The 17,152-nt window shown below is 31.1% G+C and carries 16 protein-coding genes; 8 read left to right on the top strand and 8 right to left on the bottom strand.

Features of this window, described 5'->3' with window-relative positions; all coding sequences use genetic code 11:
- The first annotated feature begins 3 nt into the window (after positions 1-3).
- Complete coding sequence (arsB, locus tag CW731_RS01980; RefSeq protein ID WP_100945147.1) at positions 4-1,050, top strand: ACR3 family arsenite efflux transporter; 1,047 nt, start codon at positions 4-6, stop codon at positions 1,048-1,050.
- Between the two features lie 145 nt (positions 1,051-1,195).
- Here arsB and leuB read toward each other — a convergent pair whose 3' ends face one another.
- The 4 genes from leuB to leuC all read right to left on the bottom strand — a co-directional run bounded on the left by leuB (position 1,196) and on the right by leuC (position 5,973).
- Positions 1,196-2,251, bottom strand: coding sequence for a 3-isopropylmalate dehydrogenase (leuB, locus tag CW731_RS01975; RefSeq protein ID WP_100945146.1), 1,056 nt, complete (start codon positions 2,249-2,251; stop codon positions 1,196-1,198).
- 97 nt (positions 2,252-2,348) lie between these two features.
- On the bottom strand, positions 2,349-3,869 hold the full coding sequence (locus CW731_RS01970; protein WP_100945145.1) for an alpha-isopropylmalate synthase regulatory domain-containing protein: 1,521 nt from the start codon (positions 3,867-3,869) through the stop codon (positions 2,349-2,351).
- A gap of 22 nt (positions 3,870-3,891) precedes the next feature.
- Positions 3,892-4,491: a 3-isopropylmalate dehydratase small subunit gene (leuD, locus tag CW731_RS01965; protein ID WP_100945144.1), complete on the bottom strand. Its 600-nt coding sequence runs from the start codon at positions 4,489-4,491 to the stop codon at positions 3,892-3,894.
- Between the two features lie 72 nt (positions 4,492-4,563).
- Positions 4,564-5,973, bottom strand: coding sequence for a 3-isopropylmalate dehydratase large subunit (gene leuC, locus CW731_RS01960; RefSeq protein ID WP_100945143.1), 1,410 nt, complete (start codon positions 5,971-5,973; stop codon positions 4,564-4,566).
- Between the two features lie 524 nt (positions 5,974-6,497).
- Between leuC and CW731_RS01955 the strand changes: the two genes are divergently transcribed.
- The 5 genes from CW731_RS01955 (at position 6,498) to CW731_RS01935 (ending at position 10,735) form a co-directional block, all read left to right on the top strand.
- The gene (locus tag CW731_RS01955; protein WP_157812168.1) at positions 6,498-6,767 is read left to right on the top strand and encodes a hypothetical protein; all 270 of its coding nucleotides are present in this window, start codon (positions 6,498-6,500) and stop codon (positions 6,765-6,767) included.
- A gap of 345 nt (positions 6,768-7,112) precedes the next feature.
- Positions 7,113-8,957, top strand: coding sequence for a cystathionine beta-synthase (locus CW731_RS01950; protein ID WP_100945141.1), 1,845 nt, complete (start codon positions 7,113-7,115; stop codon positions 8,955-8,957).
- A 198-nt stretch (positions 8,958-9,155) separates the two neighbouring features.
- Positions 9,156-9,836, top strand: coding sequence for a lipopolysaccharide assembly protein LapB (locus CW731_RS01945; protein ID WP_100945140.1), 681 nt, complete (start codon positions 9,156-9,158; stop codon positions 9,834-9,836).
- A gap of 90 nt (positions 9,837-9,926) precedes the next feature.
- Positions 9,927-10,391, top strand: coding sequence for a DUF962 domain-containing protein (locus tag CW731_RS01940; RefSeq protein WP_100945139.1), 465 nt, complete (start codon positions 9,927-9,929; stop codon positions 10,389-10,391).
- 5 nt (positions 10,392-10,396) lie between these two features.
- Positions 10,397-10,735, top strand: a complete 339-nt coding sequence (locus CW731_RS01935) for a tRNA-binding protein (protein ID WP_100945138.1) — start codon at positions 10,397-10,399, stop codon at positions 10,733-10,735.
- Between the two features lie 47 nt (positions 10,736-10,782).
- On the opposite strand, the gene CW731_RS01930 is transcribed toward CW731_RS01935, so the two are convergent.
- The 3 genes from CW731_RS01930 to CW731_RS01920 form a co-directional block, all read right to left on the bottom strand.
- Positions 10,783-10,941 carry a YqaE/Pmp3 family membrane protein gene (locus CW731_RS01930; RefSeq protein ID WP_076686390.1) on the bottom strand — a complete coding sequence of 53 codons (159 nt, stop codon included), beginning with the start codon at positions 10,939-10,941 and terminating at the stop codon, positions 10,783-10,785.
- Positions 10,942-11,108: 167 nt separating this feature from the next.
- On the bottom strand, positions 11,109-13,607 hold the full coding sequence (locus CW731_RS01925; RefSeq protein WP_100945137.1) for a M14 family metallopeptidase: 2,499 nt from the start codon (positions 13,605-13,607) through the stop codon (positions 11,109-11,111).
- Positions 13,608-13,773: 166 nt separating this feature from the next.
- On the bottom strand, positions 13,774-14,049 hold the full coding sequence (locus CW731_RS01920; RefSeq protein ID WP_100945136.1) for a helix-turn-helix domain-containing protein: 276 nt from the start codon (positions 14,047-14,049) through the stop codon (positions 13,774-13,776).
- Positions 14,050-14,206: 157 nt separating this feature from the next.
- On the opposite strand from CW731_RS01920, the gene CW731_RS01915 reads away from it, so the two are divergent.
- Positions 14,207-14,719, top strand: a complete 513-nt coding sequence (locus tag CW731_RS01915; RefSeq protein ID WP_100945135.1) for a VOC family protein — start codon at positions 14,207-14,209, stop codon at positions 14,717-14,719.
- Positions 14,720-14,827: 108 nt separating this feature from the next.
- Here the strand turns inward: CW731_RS01915 and CW731_RS01910 are convergent, their stop codons facing one another.
- A complete protein-coding gene (locus tag CW731_RS01910) occupies positions 14,828-16,003 on the bottom strand; it encodes a dicarboxylate/amino acid:cation symporter (protein WP_100945134.1) in 1,176 nt (391 codons plus the stop codon).
- Positions 16,004-16,257: 254 nt separating this feature from the next.
- Between CW731_RS01910 and CW731_RS01905 the strand changes: the two genes are divergently transcribed.
- Positions 16,258-17,097: an AraC family transcriptional regulator gene (locus tag CW731_RS01905; protein WP_100945133.1), complete on the top strand. Its 840-nt coding sequence runs from the start codon at positions 16,258-16,260 to the stop codon at positions 17,095-17,097.
- The last annotated feature ends 55 nt before the right edge of the window (positions 17,098-17,152 follow it).

The raw sequence follows: 17,152 nt of genomic DNA, 5'->3' as shown, positions 1-17,152 counted from the left end.
AAAATGGCAACAAAAAAATTAAGCTTTCTTGACAGAAATCTAACTCTTTGGATATTCGTAGCAATGGCTTTGGGAATTGGACTTGGCTATTTTATTCCGACATTTCCTAACATTATAAATTCATTTAATAGCGGAACAACAAACATTCCGATTGCAATTGGTTTGATATTAATGATGTATCCTCCTTTAGCAAAGGTTAATTACTCGCTCTTACCAAAAGTTTTCAGAAATACAAAAATTCTATCTATTTCACTTATTCTAAACTGGGTAATTGGTCCCGTCTTAATGTTTGTTTTAGCAATTACATTTCTACGAGATTATCCCGAATATATGGTTGGACTAATTTTAATTGGTTTGGCACGTTGTATTGCAATGGTTTTAGTATGGAACGACCTCGCAGAAGGAAGTAGCGAATATGGGGCAGGTTTAGTTGCGTTAAATAGTGTTTTTCAAGTATTTGCATACAGTTTTTATGCGTGGCTTTTTATAACGGTTCTTCCTCCCTATTTTGGATTTAAAGGTGCAATTGTAGATATTTCAATCGGAACAATTGCAGAAAGTGTAGCAATATATTTGGGTCTTCCATTTGTAATGGGAATATTAAGCAGATTAATTCTAGTGAAACTAAAAGGTGAAGAATGGTATACAAATAAATTTATTCCAACAATTTCGCCAATAACTTTAGTTGCTCTTTTATTTACCATTGTAGTTATGTTCTCACTAAAAGGAGAATTAATTGTTGAAATTCCAATGGACGTAGTAATTATTGCAATTCCTTTACTTATATATTTTACATTAATGTTTATCATTGGTTTTTTCGTTACTAAGGCAACAGGAGCAGCATATGATAAGACAACTGCAGTAGCTTTTACAGCAGCAGGAAATAATTTTGAATTGGCAATTGCTGTTGCTATTGCTGTTTTCGGATTGAACTCTGGGCAAGCATTTGCAGGAGTAATTGGACCACTGGTTGAAGTTCCTGCATTGATTTTATTGGTTCGAGTTTCCTTTTGGCTACGAAAAAAGTATTACGGAAAAACCAACGCTTAAAGCTGTATACACTTTGTAATTAGCATTATTCAATACTATTCTAAAAATTGCAGAAAACTTATACTTATCATTAACAAAAATTTAAAAAACAAAATAAAAGCTCTCTGAAAAGAGAGCTTTTATAATATATATAAAGTAGTAAATACTAGATATTTGCTGCTAACCAGTCTCCTACTTCTTTTGTACCATAAGATTTTCCTCCATCAGCTAAATCTTCAGTAACAAAACCTGCATCTAATGCTTTATTTACAGCATTTCTAATTGTTTTTCCTTCTTCATGTAACCCAAAATTTTCAAATAGCATTGCTGCAGATAAAACAGTCGCCATAGGATTTGCTATGTTTAACCCTGTTGCTTGTGGATATGAACCGTGTATAGGTTCAAATAAGGCATTCTCTGTTCCTAAAGAAGCTGAAGGCATTAAGCCCATAGAACCAGAAATTACAGAAGCTTCATCCGTTAAAATGTCTCCAAATAAGTTTTCAGTAATTAAAACATCATAACTATTTGGCCATTGTACCAAACGCATAGCAACTGCATCTACAAACTCATAAGAAACGGCAACTTCTGGATAATCTTTTTCCATAGACTGTACTGTTTCTCTCCATAATCTAGATGTTTCTAAAACATTAGCTTTGTCCACACAACATAATTTCTTAGAACGCGTCATTGCTAATTCAAAACCTTTTACAGCCAATCTTTTTACCTCTGCTCTTGTGTATACACAATTATCAAATGCGGTTTCACCACCATCTCTTCTACCCTTTTCACCAAAGTAAATTCCTCCAGTTAATTCACGTAGAAAAACCAAATCTGTTCCTTCTATTCTTTCTCTTTTTAAAGGGGATTTATCTAATAAAGATGGAAACGTAAATGTTGGCCTTACATTTGCAAATAAACCTAATTTCTTACGCATTTTTAACAATCCTTGTTCCGGACGAACGGTTGCCAAAGGATCATTATCATATTTTGGATGTCCTATTGCACCAAATAATACAGCATCTGAAGCCATACAAATAGCATGCGTTTCATCTGGATAAGGCTCACCAACTGCATCAATTGCAGCTGCACCCGTTAAAGCTGGTTTCCATGTGATTTTATGGTTGAATTTCTTAGCAACGGCATCCGATACTTTTACGGCTTGGTCTATTACTTCTGGTCCAATTCCGTCTCCTGCTAATACTGCGATATTTAATTTCATGTATTTTGTTTTTTTGTCATTGCGAGGCACGAAGCAATCTGTTTGTTAGATAACAAAGATTCCTTCAGTCATATTTCCTTCGGAATGACAGCTTGTATTAAATAATATTCAACATTTTCTCTGTGGCTTTAATTGCAGATACTGTTTGATCTGAATCTAACCCACGTGTAATAAATTCTTTTTCTTCTAGTTTCCAAGTAATAATCGTTTCACACAATGCATCTGAATTACTTCCTGGCGGAATTCTTACTGCGTAATCAATTAATACAGGTAAATCTTTTTTACTATGTGTTTTATACAACTTTCTTAATGCGTTTATAAAGGCATCAAATTGCCCATCTCCTTGCGCGTGTTCCTCATAAATAAGACCTTCTACTTTTAATTTTATTGTAGTAGATGGTTTTAATCCTTTAGAGTGTGTTAATACATAATTTTCTACAATAACACGTTTTTCAATAGTATCGCTGTCTAAAACATCAGAAATAATATAAGGTAAATCATCTTGTGAAACAACTTCTTTCTTATCTCCTAACGCTATAATTCTTTGGGTAACTCTCTTTAGTTCATCATCATTTAAGCTAATTCCTAAATCTTGTAAGTTTTTCTGAATATTTGCCTTTCCAGATGTTTTTCCTAAGGCATACTTCCGTTTTCTACCAAAACGTTCTGGCATTAAATCGTTAAAATAGAGGTTATTTTTGTTATCTCCATCGGCATGAATTCCGGCTGTTTGGGTAAACACATTGGCGCCTACAACAGGTTTATTTACAGGAATCCGAAAGCCTGAAAATGTTTCAACCAACTTACTCACTTTATTTAGTGCTTTCTCATTTACAGTGATTTCAACTTCCTTCAGAAAATCATTAATTACCGCAATAACACTTGCCGTTGGCGCATTTCCTGCACGTTCTCCCATTCCGTTAATGGTTAAATGCAATCCGTTTGCTCCTGCTTTAACAGCTTCCATTACATTGGCAACTCCTAAATCGTAATCATTATGACCGTGAAAATCAATATGTGTTGTTGGATATTTCTGACGAACTTCAGTAATAAATTTAAAAGTTTCATCTGGAGTTAAAACTCCTAAAGTATCTGGTAATAAAACGCGTTCTATATTTTGAGCCGTTAAGAAATCTAAATATTCAAAAACGTATGCTTTGGAATTTCGCATTCCATTAGACCAATCTTCTAAATAAACATTGGTTTTAATATCATGTTTTGTAGCTAAATCAATAGTTGTTTTTATATCTGCAAAATGTTGTGTTGGTGTTTTTTTAAGCTGATGTGTTAAGTGATTTAAAGAACCTTTGGTTAGTAAATTCTGGACTTTTGCTCCAGATTCTAACATCCATTCGATAGATTTTCCTTCATCAACAAAAGTTAACACTTCTATTTTGTTTAAACAATTGTTTTCAGAAGCCCAAGAAGTTATTTTTTTAACTGCTTCTAATTCGCCTTCAGAAACTCTGGCAGATGCTATTTCTAGGCGATCTACTTTTAATTCTTCTAACAATAATTTTGCGATTGTTAATTTCTCTGAAACTGAAAACGACACTCCAGATGTTTGTTCTCCATCTCGAAGTGTCGTATCCATAATTTCAATCTTTCTTCTTGCCATACCTTAACCTTAAAAGTTATTTTTAAAATGGTCTTGTTTTAGCAAACTCTGTAATCTCGTTTTCGATGTTTTTTAAGTAATCAATATCATCAAAACCATTTAACATGTTGTCTTTTTTGTAGGTATTAATTACAAAAAATTCAGATTCACCTGTTGCAACTAATGTTACTGTTTGGTTTGGCAAATCAACTTTAATTTCTGTTTTTGGGTCTGCCATAATTGCAGCAAATAGCGTATCTGCGAATTCTGCAGAAACCTGAACCGGTAAAACACCTACATTTAAACAGTTATTTTTAAAAATATCTGCAAATGCTGAAGAAATTACACAACGCAATCCGAAATCGTACACAGACCAAGCTGCGTGCTCTCTAGAAGAACCAGAGCCAAAATTTCTACCTCCTACTAATATTTTAGAACCTGCATGCATTTTTTTGTTTAAAGGAAAATCTGGTTTTGGTGTTCCGTCTTGGTTGTATCTCCAATCACGAAAAAAGTTGACATCAAAATCTACACGCTCTGTTGCTTTTAAGAAACGAGCAGGAATTATTTGATCTGTATCTACATTTTCTATTGGTAATGGATATGCTGTACTTGTTAATACTTCAAATTTATCGTAAGCCATTTTTATTTTGCTTTATGCCTTAAGCGATAAGCTTTAGGCGAATATTTGTTTTTTAGCTTATAGCATAAAGCTTTAAGCATATTGCTTTTTTAATAATGTTCTCGGATCTGTAACCACGCCTTCAACCGCAGATGCTGCAGCAACTAAAGGACTTGCTAATAAAGTTCTAGAACCTGGACCTTGTCTTCCTTCGAAATTTCTGTTTGATGTTGAAACAGATAATTTTCCTGAAGGTACTTTATCATCATTCATTGCCAAACATGCCGAACAACCTGGTTCTCTTAAAACAAAACCTGCGTCTGTAATAATTTTATCTAAACCTTCTGCTTTTATTTGATCTACTACTTTATGCGAACCCGGTACTAACCAAGCAGTAACATTGGGTGCTTTTTGTCTTCCTTTAACTATAGAACAAAATCCTCTAAAGTCCTCTATTCTACCATTTGTACAAGAGCCTAAGAATACAAAGTCAATTTCTTTACCAATCATAGAATCGCCTTCGTTAAAAGACATATATCCTAAAGATTTTCTGTAAGTTTCTACGCCACCTTCTACATTTTCTGCTAATGGAATCGATTTTGTCACGCCCATTCCCATTCCTGGGTTTGTACCATACGTAATCATTGGTTCGATATCGGATGCATCGTACGTAAACTCTACGTCAAATTCTGCATCTTTTGCTGTATATAAAGTATCCCAATATTTCATCGCTTTGTCCCAAGCGGCTCCTTTCGGAGTTTGAGCACGTCCTTTAATATATTCGTACGTTTTTGCATCTGGAGCAATCATACCTCCACGTGCGCCCATCTCAATAGATAAGTTACACACCGTCATACGACCTTCCATAGACATGTCTTCAAAAACATCTCCTGCATATTCAATAAAATAACCCGTTGCACCCGAGGTTGTTTGTTTTGCTATAATATACAAAGCAACATCTTTAGGTGTTACACCCAAACCTAATTTTCCGTTTACGTTAATACGCATCGATTTAGGTTTCGATTGCATAATACATTGTGTAGACAAGACCATCTCTACTTCCGAAGTACCAATACCAAAGGCAATTGCACCAAAAGCACCGTGAGTTGACGTGTGAGAATCTCCACAAACAATCGTTGCACCAGGTAATGTAATCCCGTTTTCTGGCCCTACAACATGTACGATTCCGTTATTTTCATCCCCTAAACCCCAATGCGTAATTCCGTGTTTTTTAGCATTGTTTTCTAGAGCATCTAATTGATTTGCAGACAAAGGATCTGCAACCGGTAAATGCTGATTTATGGTTGGTGTGTTGTGATCTGCTGTTGCGAATGTGCGTGCAGGATATACAACACTGTTTCCTCTACTTTCTAAACCTAAGAAAGCTACGGGACTTGTAACTTCGTGGATAAAATGACGGTCTATAAAAAACACATCTGGTCCGTCTTTAACTTGACGAACAACGTGTGAATCCCATACTTTGTCAAATAATGTATTTGCCATTTGTTTGTTCTTTAATTATTCAAATTAGAATCAGTTACCAAAAATAAGGTTTTTAATGTGTTCTATTCTTATAGATAAATCTAATAGTATTATTTTCAACTGTTAAAGAAAGATATATATCACTCTATATCAAAAACATACCTCATACTAAGATACGATGTCTATCTATTTTATCAGTTCTAAAATTGTTTTATCGAAGACAGTTGATAATTACTATTACAAAGAACTATCATTTTATTATTACTACTTTCACTTCATTTTTATTTACACTTCAGCTTCTCTCAAGATAAATCCCAAGAAACAAAAAAATCACCCTTCACACTCTTGTTGTTTTCCATCTATTGAATTCCTACAGAAATTACGGTTTATCAAAAAAAATAAATCATTCTTGTTTTATTTTTTTTGATAAATTACTATAAACTAAATAAATATGAATTTATTATTTTGTAATTTTATCGTTACAAATTCTTCTAACTTACTATGATAGAATTTCTAAACAAAAAATGACTTATAAAGGACAAAACATGAAATTAGACAGATTTATTAGACACACTTTTATTCTAATATTGTGTATCCCTTTATTTTTAAATTGTTCGAAAGAAGATATTTGCACAAAAAAGGTTAATATCCCATTATGGGACGAAAATAAAAAAGTTTTCGTTGATAATTTTCAAGATTTGCCCTGTGATTTTAATGGCACAGCTAAAAGTTTATCTGAGTTCACTTTTAATGAAAAAAAAGAACTGTTAGTAAATTTTCAAAATAAAGAGACTGTTCGAGTTTTAATACATTAAATCACTTCCCTTAAAAACGTATTAAAGACTCTAAGACAATATCGTTAAAATAACTTCTATTAAAATTTAAAAGGAAAATCAAAGTTTAAAGAAAAAACGGACGATTACATTACTGAACGAAAAAAGTAAAAACAGTGAAAGTAATCTATAAAAACTGATAGAAGAATAGTTTTTTAAAAATAGTAATAAAGCTTCTATTTTATAATTTTTAGAGGCTTAAAACTTAAGCTTTCAAATACTTTTTAATATTAAACAAATCATCTGGCTAAACATAACAAAAACAACTCATAATACTTTAAAAAAATCTAATTAATGTATCTTAGCAGTCTATTTAAAAATGAAATTATGCAAGACAATAAAACGCTAAATTATATAAAAGATGTATTAGAAAATATGCCTACAGGTTGGTTGAATCTAACAACCCATCGATTAGATATTTATGATGAAAAATTAGCTAAAGTTCAGTTTTTAGATCAATTTAAAGACTTGTTTGATAACAACAATTCAGAAGCAACTGCACTAGATAAATTACCAACCGCTTACGATTATATTCGATTAGGGCATCCTTTGTCTTGTATTTTAGAATGGGCAATTGGTAACCTAAATAATGTGAATTCTGAAAATGTAATTACTTTTTCTTCACAGACCATTCCTGTATTAGCTATTCTTAGAAAAAACTTATTAGAGAATAAAAACACTCAAATAAATTACAAAGGTGAATTGCCAGCCTTTTTTGATGCTGATGTTCTTAGAAATATCTATGGTTATAATTTTGAATTACAGAAAGTAGAAAATGCCGAAACTATTTCTACATTTGATGGAAGTACTATTTTTATGGAAGCACAAGAGATGGTTTGTAATTTTAATCTTACCAAAAATATTGACTTCTTTATAAACACACATTCAGAATTAGGTAGTGTTTTAATAGTGAATGGCGCAGAAAACGAAACGTATATTTCAGACATTCAGCATGTAAGAAGAAGAGAGACCATTGCAATGACTCCGATTAATTCTCTTACTGCCTTAGAATCTCTAGTTGCGAATTCTTCCGTAGAAATTAAAAACAGTAATTTAGAAACGAATAAAATAGCTGTTTTAGAATCGATTAAAGAAATTACGGATACAACAATAAAACCATTAGTAGGTTCTTGTGGATTGTCTATTCAATATGCCATTATGATGGGCTTGATTGATGATGCTCTAGAAAACTACCAAGGTAAAGCCATTAAAATTATTGTTCCGCCAAACTGTTATGGTGGTACAAATGACCAAGCAAGACGTGTTGCAGCTTGTTTAGATACTGTTGAAGTGGTAGATTTACCTGTAGATGGCGATAATGATATGGTACAAAGTATAGATGCCATTTTGGCAAAAATTGCGCAAGAAGATGGTATTCCTTATATAATTGCAGAAATTCCTACAAATCCTAGAGTTGAAGTACCAGATCTTTTAAAACTAAAAGAAGTTTTAAGTAAAGAACGTACAACTGCAAATGGTGCTATTGCTATTGATCCTGTTTTTATTTTAGACCAAACTTTTTGTCCGAATGTACATTTCTTAGGAGAAAATGCCATCTTATCATCTATTAGAACAATTTCTTATGCAAGTGGATCTAAATTTCCTAGTGGTGGAAAATGTACAGCTGGTTATTGTGTAGGAAATGTAAAAACAGCAACTTTAATGGAAAAAATAGAACTTCACCTAAAGCTTTGCGATAATGAAGCGACAGCACTTCAAATGGAAATATTGGCAAAACAATTGCCTTCTATGAACCAAAGAATTGCAGATGCTTACGTAAATACTCGCGATTTTGTAAACTTTATTACTGCTACGCTACCAGCAGCAAAAATTAATTTTGTCTCAAAAGAATTGGCAGAAGAAGGCTTTACTCCATCCGTTTTTTCATTAGACCTTCCTACAAAAGGAACTACAGATAAAGAAAGAGAATCTTACAAAAGAGCATTAAACTTGAAGTTAATCAATTTAATGATTACAGAAATTCCTAATGAAAGTAAATTCTGTGTAAGTTACGGACAATTAAAAGGCTGCTATTGGACCATACCTGCAACCTCTACTCAAGGTACTACTAAAGAAGGCGATAAGGATTATATTGTACGTGCGTCACTTTCTCCTAATATAGACCTTGAACTGCATAAAAAAGTATTCTTAGATTTTGTTAAAAGTATTTAACATTTAAAACAGGGTGAATAAAATATTTTAAAGTTGTTTTTTCTTTGTAAATGAAATCTTCTTCATTTGCAAAGAAATTACTTCATTACTAAGAATGGTTTGTATTTAATTTTATTAAATCTTTTATTTTTTCGATAAACTGTAACAAAACCTATAGATTAGTCGTCTAAAATAAAGAATCAATCTACCAAACCAATCATGAGAAACCATCTTCTACCTTCAATCCTATTCCTTTTATGCATTAGTTGTGCTTCACCAAAAAATTCTGAAGATTTTATTTCTGAAACAACCGGACGTTACTTATTTAATGCCAATGAAGTTTTAGAAGTCTATTTCAAAGAAAAAGAATTGTTTATAAAGTGGCGTGGTAGAGAAGATATTCAACCTTTAAAAGTAAACGATAGTTCTTTTTACATGAAAGAATTAAATGAGAAAATAATATTTGTAGGTGCACCTAAAATTCATATTAAATTAGCAGAAAAAACAGAGCATAAAGGTGTAGAATACCTTTTTAGTAAAATGAAACCTGGTGAGAAAACACCTACAGAATATTTTGAAGCAAAAAACTATAACAAAGCTTTAAAAGCATTCTTAGAAATAAAAAAACAAGATTCTTTAAGTCCTGTAATTAGACAATATACTATTAACAGAACAGGATATAATTATATGAAAAATAATGAGTTTGAAAAAGCAATTGAAATTTTAAAAATAAACACCCAGCTATATCCTAAGAGTTCTAATACTTTCGATAGTTTAGGAGATGCTTATTTAGAAGCGAAAGATACCGTGAATGCCATTGATAACTACAATAAATCTTTGTCTATAAATTCTGAAAACAGCAGTTCTTTAAGAATGTTGAAGAAAATCACTGAAAAATAATGTCAATACAAATGCTAAATGCAACTAATTTATAAATTTAATTTTCTTTTTACTTAAAATACTCATACATTTAAAATTTAATTTTAAAATATGAAAACTGCACAACAATGGTTTGATGAATATGCTATAAGCCATCAAAATGAAACCAACCAACAAGTACATTACATTTGTGTTCCTTTAATTTTTTTTAGTGTAATAGGGCTTTTAATGAGCATACCAAACCTATTTCTAGAAAATTCATTTGGTCTAAACAATCCATTAATTGAAAATTGGGCGGCTGTTACTGGCGTTCTAATCTCTTTTTTTTATTTCCGTTTAGGTTTCTGGTATTTTATGGAAATGTTGTTTGTAATACTGCTTTGTATTATTGGTAACTTCTGGTTAGGCAATACTGTTAATCTTCTCTACGCATCTATAATTATCTTTGTTGTAGGTTGGATTGGACAATTCTGGGGACATAAGGTAGAAGGAAAAAAGCCTTCTTTTGCAAAAGATTTGCAGTTTTTATTGATTGGACCACTTTGGGTGATTCAGAAATTAGGTAAAAAGAAATAACAAGTATGAAAGAAGAAATAACCTTTGAAGATTTTCTAAAAGTAGATATTAGAATAGGAACTATTATTGAAGTAAACGATTTTCCGAAAGCAAGAAAACCTGCCTACCAACTTAAAATCGATTTTGGCACCTTAGGAATAAAAAAAACAAGTGCACAAATAACAGATTTGTACTCTAAAGAAGATTTATTAAATAAACAAGTTTCTGCGATCATCAATTTTAAACCAAGGCAAATAGCCAATTTTATGAGTGAAGTACTCGTTTTAGGTATTTATAATACTGGTGGAAACGTGGTATTATTACAAGCTTCTAAGCCTGTTAAAAATGGAGAACAGGTTAATTAATTTTAATGAATTAATTGTTTAGTTCCTTGCAATGACGTTTTTTAAAATTAATTCTTAGGATTATTCAAAATTACCAAAGCACCAATTACACCAGGAATCCATCCACAAAGGGTTAATAAAAAGATAATAAAGAAAGAACCACAACCTTTATCTATAACAGAAAGTGGCGGAAAAATAATAGCAAATAATACTCTAAAAAAACTCATAATACAATTTTGGTTGGTTATACTATAAAGACGAGTTATAAGCTACTTTGTTACACGTAACTCTTTACTTATTTATAAAGAATACATATCTAAATTAAAAAATGCTATGAATTTACTAATTAAAATAGTGAACGCATAGCATTTTTTATCTCTTGTACTTATTAAAACTACATCTTATCTCCAAAGAAAATAGCATTCATTAATAACTTGTTTGTTCCGTACCAGAAAGCTCTAAAATTAGTATTATCTGTAAAAACAAGTACGCGTCCTCTTCCCATTCTTTGTACTTTAAAAGGAACTGTGTTTTTAATCACTTTTGCATTTTCCTTAGAAATATATCCACTTAATAACGGATTAGAAGTATACTGAATAGGATTGTTATAACTACGTTTGTCTGCTTTAATAAATAAGGTTGAATTTCTAAACAATGCTAATTTCTCATTTTTGTATCCAAAATTTATAGGATGAGATCTGTCTACATTTGCTTCAAAAATAGCACCACCAATAACTTGTGCACCAGATCTTAAAGATTTGTTTTCAAAAGAAACAGCTTTAATAGTATCTGTTTTCACTTTATCAAACTCTAAACTTATAAACTTACTACTAGCCAACCATCTTGCTGTATTTTTATAGCCAATTAAAACGCCACCATTTCGAACCCAAGTTTTCAACTTTTCTTCTGCGCTTTTTCCTAAATTATAACTACTAGGAACCACAATTGTAGTGTATTTACTAATATCTATTCTGGTAAAATAACGCATATCTAGACGCGTTATAGCCATATCAAAACGTTGGTCTAGCAAATGCCAAATTTCTCCAGAATCGTTTCCTGCAACTCCATCACCAACCAACATGGCTACTTTTTGCTTTTTAATATTGCTAAAATTATTACTACCTAAATCAATTCCGTCATTTAAACCAGTAGTAACTCCGTTTATAGAAACATGACTTTCTAGTGCTATTTCTTGTAAAAATTGAAACAATTCTAACGCATTTAATTCTTGATTCTGAACAGGAATAAAGATGGTTCCGTAATCATACGAGTTTCCGCCATTATTAAAATTTTTCATAGAAACTTTTGCACGAATTCCTTTCTGTAAAATTGCATTTAAAGCTTTCGGAGTATAATATTCATTCCAAGACATTAAATACCCATAATCACTTTTAAAAGAAACAACACCTTCTTTCATTTTTAAATCTAAAATTTCATTCCCAACTTTAGAAACAGAAACATTTTCTGCATAATCTACGCCAAAAGCATGGTTAAAAGTCCAAGCAGAAACATCATAAAATAAACTATCTTTAAAAGTAGTTCTTACATCGAACATCGCTTTTACCAAACGATGATTCTTCTGATTCATAGGAACTACATAACTATACCCTTTTTTAAACGTTTTTCCGTTTTGGGTAAAATTGTCTTTTACATCATGAATTTTAATTTGATGACGTTTTAGAACTTCTGCCAAATGATAGCTCTTTGCAGCATCTTTTTCATCACCAAAAACAATGGCTTTATTAGCACCTGTATTTCTAGATTCTTTGTAAAAATCTTGCTGATACTTTAAGATCTTAACTCTCATTTTTCTACCCGCTTCTAAAGTAGATAAAGCAGCAGTAAACTGATTTCTAATAGTAAACGGAAACGTTAAAACACCATTTATAGTTTCTTGAGCATGCCCTCTAGAACTTCCTTGTTCAAACAAAATACCAATACCACCATTTATGTCTGGAAATGTTGATCCTTTTCCGTAATAAAAATCATCAAAACTTTCTTCGGAATAATATAGAGAACCTATTTTATCTAGCGCTTTTGCATGATAGGTTCCTATTTCTTTTGTTAAATCCTGATTCATTTGTGGGGTCAACGGATTAGTTCTACTCGGAATTCCTGGTTGAAAAAAGAAACTAGAATTGCTTCCCATTTCATGATGATCTGTTAAAATATTTGGCAACCATTTATGAAAACTTGCTATTCTTGCCTTGCTTTCTGGCAATTGTACTGGCAACCAATCTCTGTTCATATCAAACTGATAATGATTGGTTCTTCCACGGGGCCAAATTTCTGAGTACTCTCTATCGTTAGGATCTGGATTTATATTTTTACTTCTGTTGGTGTTTGCCCAATACGCAAAGCGCTGTAAACCATCAGGGTTTAAAGAAGGATCTAATAAAATAACCGTATTATTTAATAAATCATCTATTTCAGCTCCTTCTGCAGCTGCTAAGTAATAAGCAACAGCCAAAGCTGCATTAGAACCACTAGGCTCATTCCCATGAATAGAGAATCCTTGGTACACTACAATAGGGTTTTTAGAAACGTCTACCGAATTATTATTGGTTGCTTTAATATGATTTTTTCTAATATTTTCTATATTCTGATGATTATCTAGAGAAGTAATTGTTAAAAGTAACAAAGGTCTGTCTTCATAGGTTTTCCCTCTATCTTCAATAGAAATTCTATCTGAAGAAGCTGCCAAAGCTTTCATATATGTTACTAACTTATCATGTGTAATATGCCACTCACCTACTTCATGACCAATAATAGATTCTGGCGTTGGAATATTTTTGTTATACGTTACATCTTTTGGTAAGTAATAAGATAAATCTACTTTTTGAGCCGAAACTGAAAAGGAAATAAAAAAGAGAAGAAGTATTAATTTTTTCATATAAATAAGAATTTGGTTGTCTCACAAATATATAAATTCAAATAGGTTAAATTTATACTTTAACATACATTTGTAAATAAAACGTTCTTATTCCAAAACTTCTTATAAATTTTAAAAAAAACTAATTACAGAGTTGTTTTAACTAATAATTCATTTTTTTTATTTATTATCTATAACTATCTTCTAACCCCCATTTATCTAGACTTCTTAAAATATTCTCAAGAGACTTACCTCTATTCGTTAATTTATATTCTACTTTAGGAGGCACCACAGGAAAAATTTCTCTAGAAATAAGTCCGTCTTTTTCTAACTCTCTAACAGTTTGTGTAAACATTTTATTCGAAATACCTTCGATGTGTTTTTGCAGTATTCCAGAACGCAAACTACCTTCTAATAAATGAAATAAAACTAAAGGTTTCCATTTTGTTCCTATTAAATACATTGTATATTGTAAGGGACAATTATTATTTTTAATCAAAATTATGTATTTACACTATTGATAATCATTATTTTACTCCTTTTAGTAACTATAGCACTTTTTAGTTAGTTATTGCCTATTAAGCAAATATAATCTAATTTTGTAATTTAAATTAAAAGACATGACAACTAATAAAAATTATCCTAAATCATTTTCACATATCGGACTTACAGTTCCCAATATAAAGGAAGCTGTAAAATTCTATTCAGAAATAATGGGTTGGTATGTAATTATGGAACCTTCTACAGTTAAAAAAGAAACAGAAACCGCCATTGGTCAAATGTGTATTGACGTTTTTGGAGACGAATGGACGGAATTTGAAATTGCGCATTTAGCAACTTCCGACGGAATTGGAATTGAGTTATTCTCTTTTCCGCATGGAGTTAAAGAAGCTCCGGAATTCAATCCTTTTAATACAGGGCTTTTTCATTTTTGCATACAAGATCCAAACATAGAAGATCTTATCGCTAAAATTGTATCTTATGGAGGTAAACAAAGGATGCCAATTAGAGAATACTATCCTAAAGACAAGCCTTTTAAAATGTGTTATGTTGAAGATCCGTTTGGTATTGTTTTTGAAATCTACACACATAGTTACGAGTTAACATATTCTTCTGGTGCTTATTCAAAATAAGGCATTATAATAAGGGAGGTTCTACCATATAATTTTGAATATAAAAAGACCGTTAAATTTTAAAACTTAACGACCTTTTTATATATTTTAACTGATATTTTTAGGTCTTTAGACAACCAACTTTTGCTTCGTGATTTTATTTACCACTATAGAAATAGCGCCATCTCCGGTAACGTTACAAGCAGTACCAAAACTATCCATAGCAATATACAAAGCAATCATTAAACCTAACATTTCTTCGTTAAAACCTAACATCGATTGTAAAATTCCTACAGCTGCCATAATTGCTCCTCCAGGAACACCCGGTGCTGCAATCATTGCAATTCCTAACATGAAAATAAAACCAGCAAAAAGTGTAAAACTAAAAGGCATACCTTCTAAAATCATTAAAGCCATTGCACAAGCTGTAATTTTCATGATACTACCAGACAAATGAATGGTTGCACATAACGGAATAACAAATCCTGCAATTTTTTCTGAAACACCGTTTTTTAAACATTGCTCTAAGGTTACTGGAATAGTAGCTGCTGAAGATTGTGTACCCAATGCAGTAAAATATGCAGGCATCATTGTTGCCAATAATTTTAAAGGATTCTTCTTTATAAGTGCACCTGCAATTGTATATTGAAGTAACAATAATAAGATGTGCAAGGCGAAAATAACACCAATAATACTTATAAATACAGATAATATAGAGAATACCTTTCCGCTAAAAGACATACTTGCAAATATTCCTAAAATAAATAATGGCAATAACGGAACGATTACATTTTCTATAAGTTGCATTATTATCTTCTGAAAATCTCTAACCACAAATTTTAAAGTTGATTTTTCTTGATATGACAAGCCTAAACCAATAACAAAGGCTAAAACTAAAGCAGACATTACATCTAATACTGGCGGAATGGTAATACTAAAATAAGGTAACAATTCACGACCAGAATCTGCAATTAGTGCGGCATCATTAACGTGTGATTCTAAAAGTTGTGGAAATATATTTGAAGCTGTAAAATATGTCATAAACCCAGAAAACAAAGTAGAACCATATGCAATAGCTGCCGTAAGTAATAATAATTTACCGGCACCTTTTCCTAAATCAGAAATTGCTGGCATTATAAGCCCCATGATTATTAAAGGAATAGAAAAATTCAAAAACTGTCCGAAAAATGAATTAAAAGTTGTAAAAACTCTGTTTACAGATTCTGGTAAATATAAACCAAAAACAATACCTAAAACGATGGCAATAAAAACTTTAAATAGTAAATTTGAAAATAAACGTTTCATATTATATGCTAATTAGTAAAAGACTTTAAGCGTCTTTTTAAAGATTATTTTTAAGTGCGCAATATACAGCCAATGTAATAAAATAGGCTGTAATGAGTACTTTTTTTTCATTATTAACATACTTTATACTTACTTATCTAAAAGTTTATTAAGCGAATGTTTATTCTTAAAAGAGCGTTTATTAAAAGGTCGGCTGTTTTTTTAGTAATTTTGATTTCACAGAAACTTCAAAATAGATATTAAAACGTACAACTATGCCTATAGAAAATATTCCTGAGATATATTTTAAGAAGAAAAATGAACCACAAGACATATTTGTTTATGATTTTAAAATGACCAACGATGTCGTAAAAAGTAAAGTCAATCTAAGTATGAATATGTTTAGCTTTCTTCAAGTAGGAAAAAAACAAGTACATTTTGCGAATACCTCAAAAGCAGTAAATAACAAACAATCTTTATTATTAAAAAAAGGGAATTGGTTATGGACAGAATTATTAGACACAGAAGCTGTTTATTACTGTAAGCTTTTCTTTTTTTCTGAAAAAAAACTTACAGATTTTTTAAGTAAGTATACCAATAATGTAAAACCTTACAAAGAAGATGTGCCCTATTTTGTAATAGAAAATGATGATTATTTAGCCGCTTTTATAAACTCTCTCTCTTCTACTACATTTACAGACCATAGTTTTAGTGATGCTTTATTGGTTTTAAAATTTGAAGAGATTATGTTGTATTTGCTCAATAAATACGGATCGAGTTTCGAATATTATTTGCACTCTTTAATTTCTAAAGAGGTTTCTCCTTTCAAGAGCATTGTAGAAAGTAATGTGTACTCTAATTTAAAATTAGAAGAAATTGCTTTCTTATGTAATATGAGTTTATCTACTTTTAAGCGTCATTTTACAAACGAATATAAAGAACCACCTGGAAAATGGCTTCAAGAAAAACGCTTACAAAAAGCAAAAGAACTGTTACAAAAAGGAGATTTGAAAGCTTCTGATATTTATCTAGATATTGGTTATAACAACCTGTCTAACTTTAGTGTAGCTTTTAAAAAGAAATTCGGAATGAGTCCAACAGATATTTCAAAATAAAAAAATAAAAATACAATAAATTGATTAACAGTAAGTTAAATGTAATTATTAAATA

This window comes from Polaribacter sp. ALD11, from assembly GCF_002831685.1.
In the GTDB taxonomy this organism is placed as follows: domain Bacteria; phylum Bacteroidota; class Bacteroidia; order Flavobacteriales; family Flavobacteriaceae; genus Polaribacter.
This window is presented reverse-complemented; position numbering and strand designations above follow the sequence as displayed.

Bases quoted from the DNA above. Each gene is read 5' to 3' on its own strand.
- CW731_RS01910 (WP_100945134.1), bottom strand. From the start codon at position 16,003: ATGAAACGTTTATTTTCAAATTTACTATTTAAAGTTTTTATTGCCATC.
- CW731_RS01955 (WP_157812168.1), top strand. From the start codon at position 6,498: ATGAAATTAGACAGATTTATTAGACACACTTTTATTCTAATATTGTGT.
- CW731_RS01925 (WP_100945137.1), bottom strand. From the start codon at position 13,607: ATGAAAAAATTAATACTTCTTCTCTTTTTTATTTCCTTTTCAGTTTCG.
- CW731_RS01905 (WP_100945133.1), top strand. From the start codon at position 16,258: ATGCCTATAGAAAATATTCCTGAGATATATTTTAAGAAGAAAAATGAA.
- arsB (WP_100945147.1), top strand. From the start codon at position 4: ATGGCAACAAAAAAATTAAGCTTTCTTGACAGAAATCTAACTCTTTGG.
- CW731_RS01970 (WP_100945145.1), bottom strand. From the start codon at position 3,869: ATGGCAAGAAGAAAGATTGAAATTATGGATACGACACTTCGAGATGGA.
- CW731_RS01930 (WP_076686390.1), bottom strand. From the start codon at position 10,941: ATGAGTTTTTTTAGAGTATTATTTGCTATTATTTTTCCGCCACTTTCT.
- CW731_RS01940 (WP_100945139.1), top strand. From the start codon at position 9,927: ATGAAAACTGCACAACAATGGTTTGATGAATATGCTATAAGCCATCAA.
- CW731_RS01920 (WP_100945136.1), bottom strand. From the start codon at position 14,049: ATGTATTTAATAGGAACAAAATGGAAACCTTTAGTTTTATTTCATTTA.
- leuC (WP_100945143.1), bottom strand. From the start codon at position 5,973: ATGGCAAATACATTATTTGACAAAGTATGGGATTCACACGTTGTTCGT.
- CW731_RS01935 (WP_100945138.1), top strand. From the start codon at position 10,397: ATGAAAGAAGAAATAACCTTTGAAGATTTTCTAAAAGTAGATATTAGA.
- CW731_RS01950 (WP_100945141.1), top strand. From the start codon at position 7,113: ATGCAAGACAATAAAACGCTAAATTATATAAAAGATGTATTAGAAAAT.
- CW731_RS01945 (WP_100945140.1), top strand. From the start codon at position 9,156: ATGAGAAACCATCTTCTACCTTCAATCCTATTCCTTTTATGCATTAGT.
- leuD (WP_100945144.1), bottom strand. From the start codon at position 4,491: ATGGCTTACGATAAATTTGAAGTATTAACAAGTACAGCATATCCATTA.
- leuB (WP_100945146.1), bottom strand. From the start codon at position 2,251: ATGAAATTAAATATCGCAGTATTAGCAGGAGACGGAATTGGACCAGAA.
- CW731_RS01915 (WP_100945135.1), top strand. From the start codon at position 14,207: ATGACAACTAATAAAAATTATCCTAAATCATTTTCACATATCGGACTT.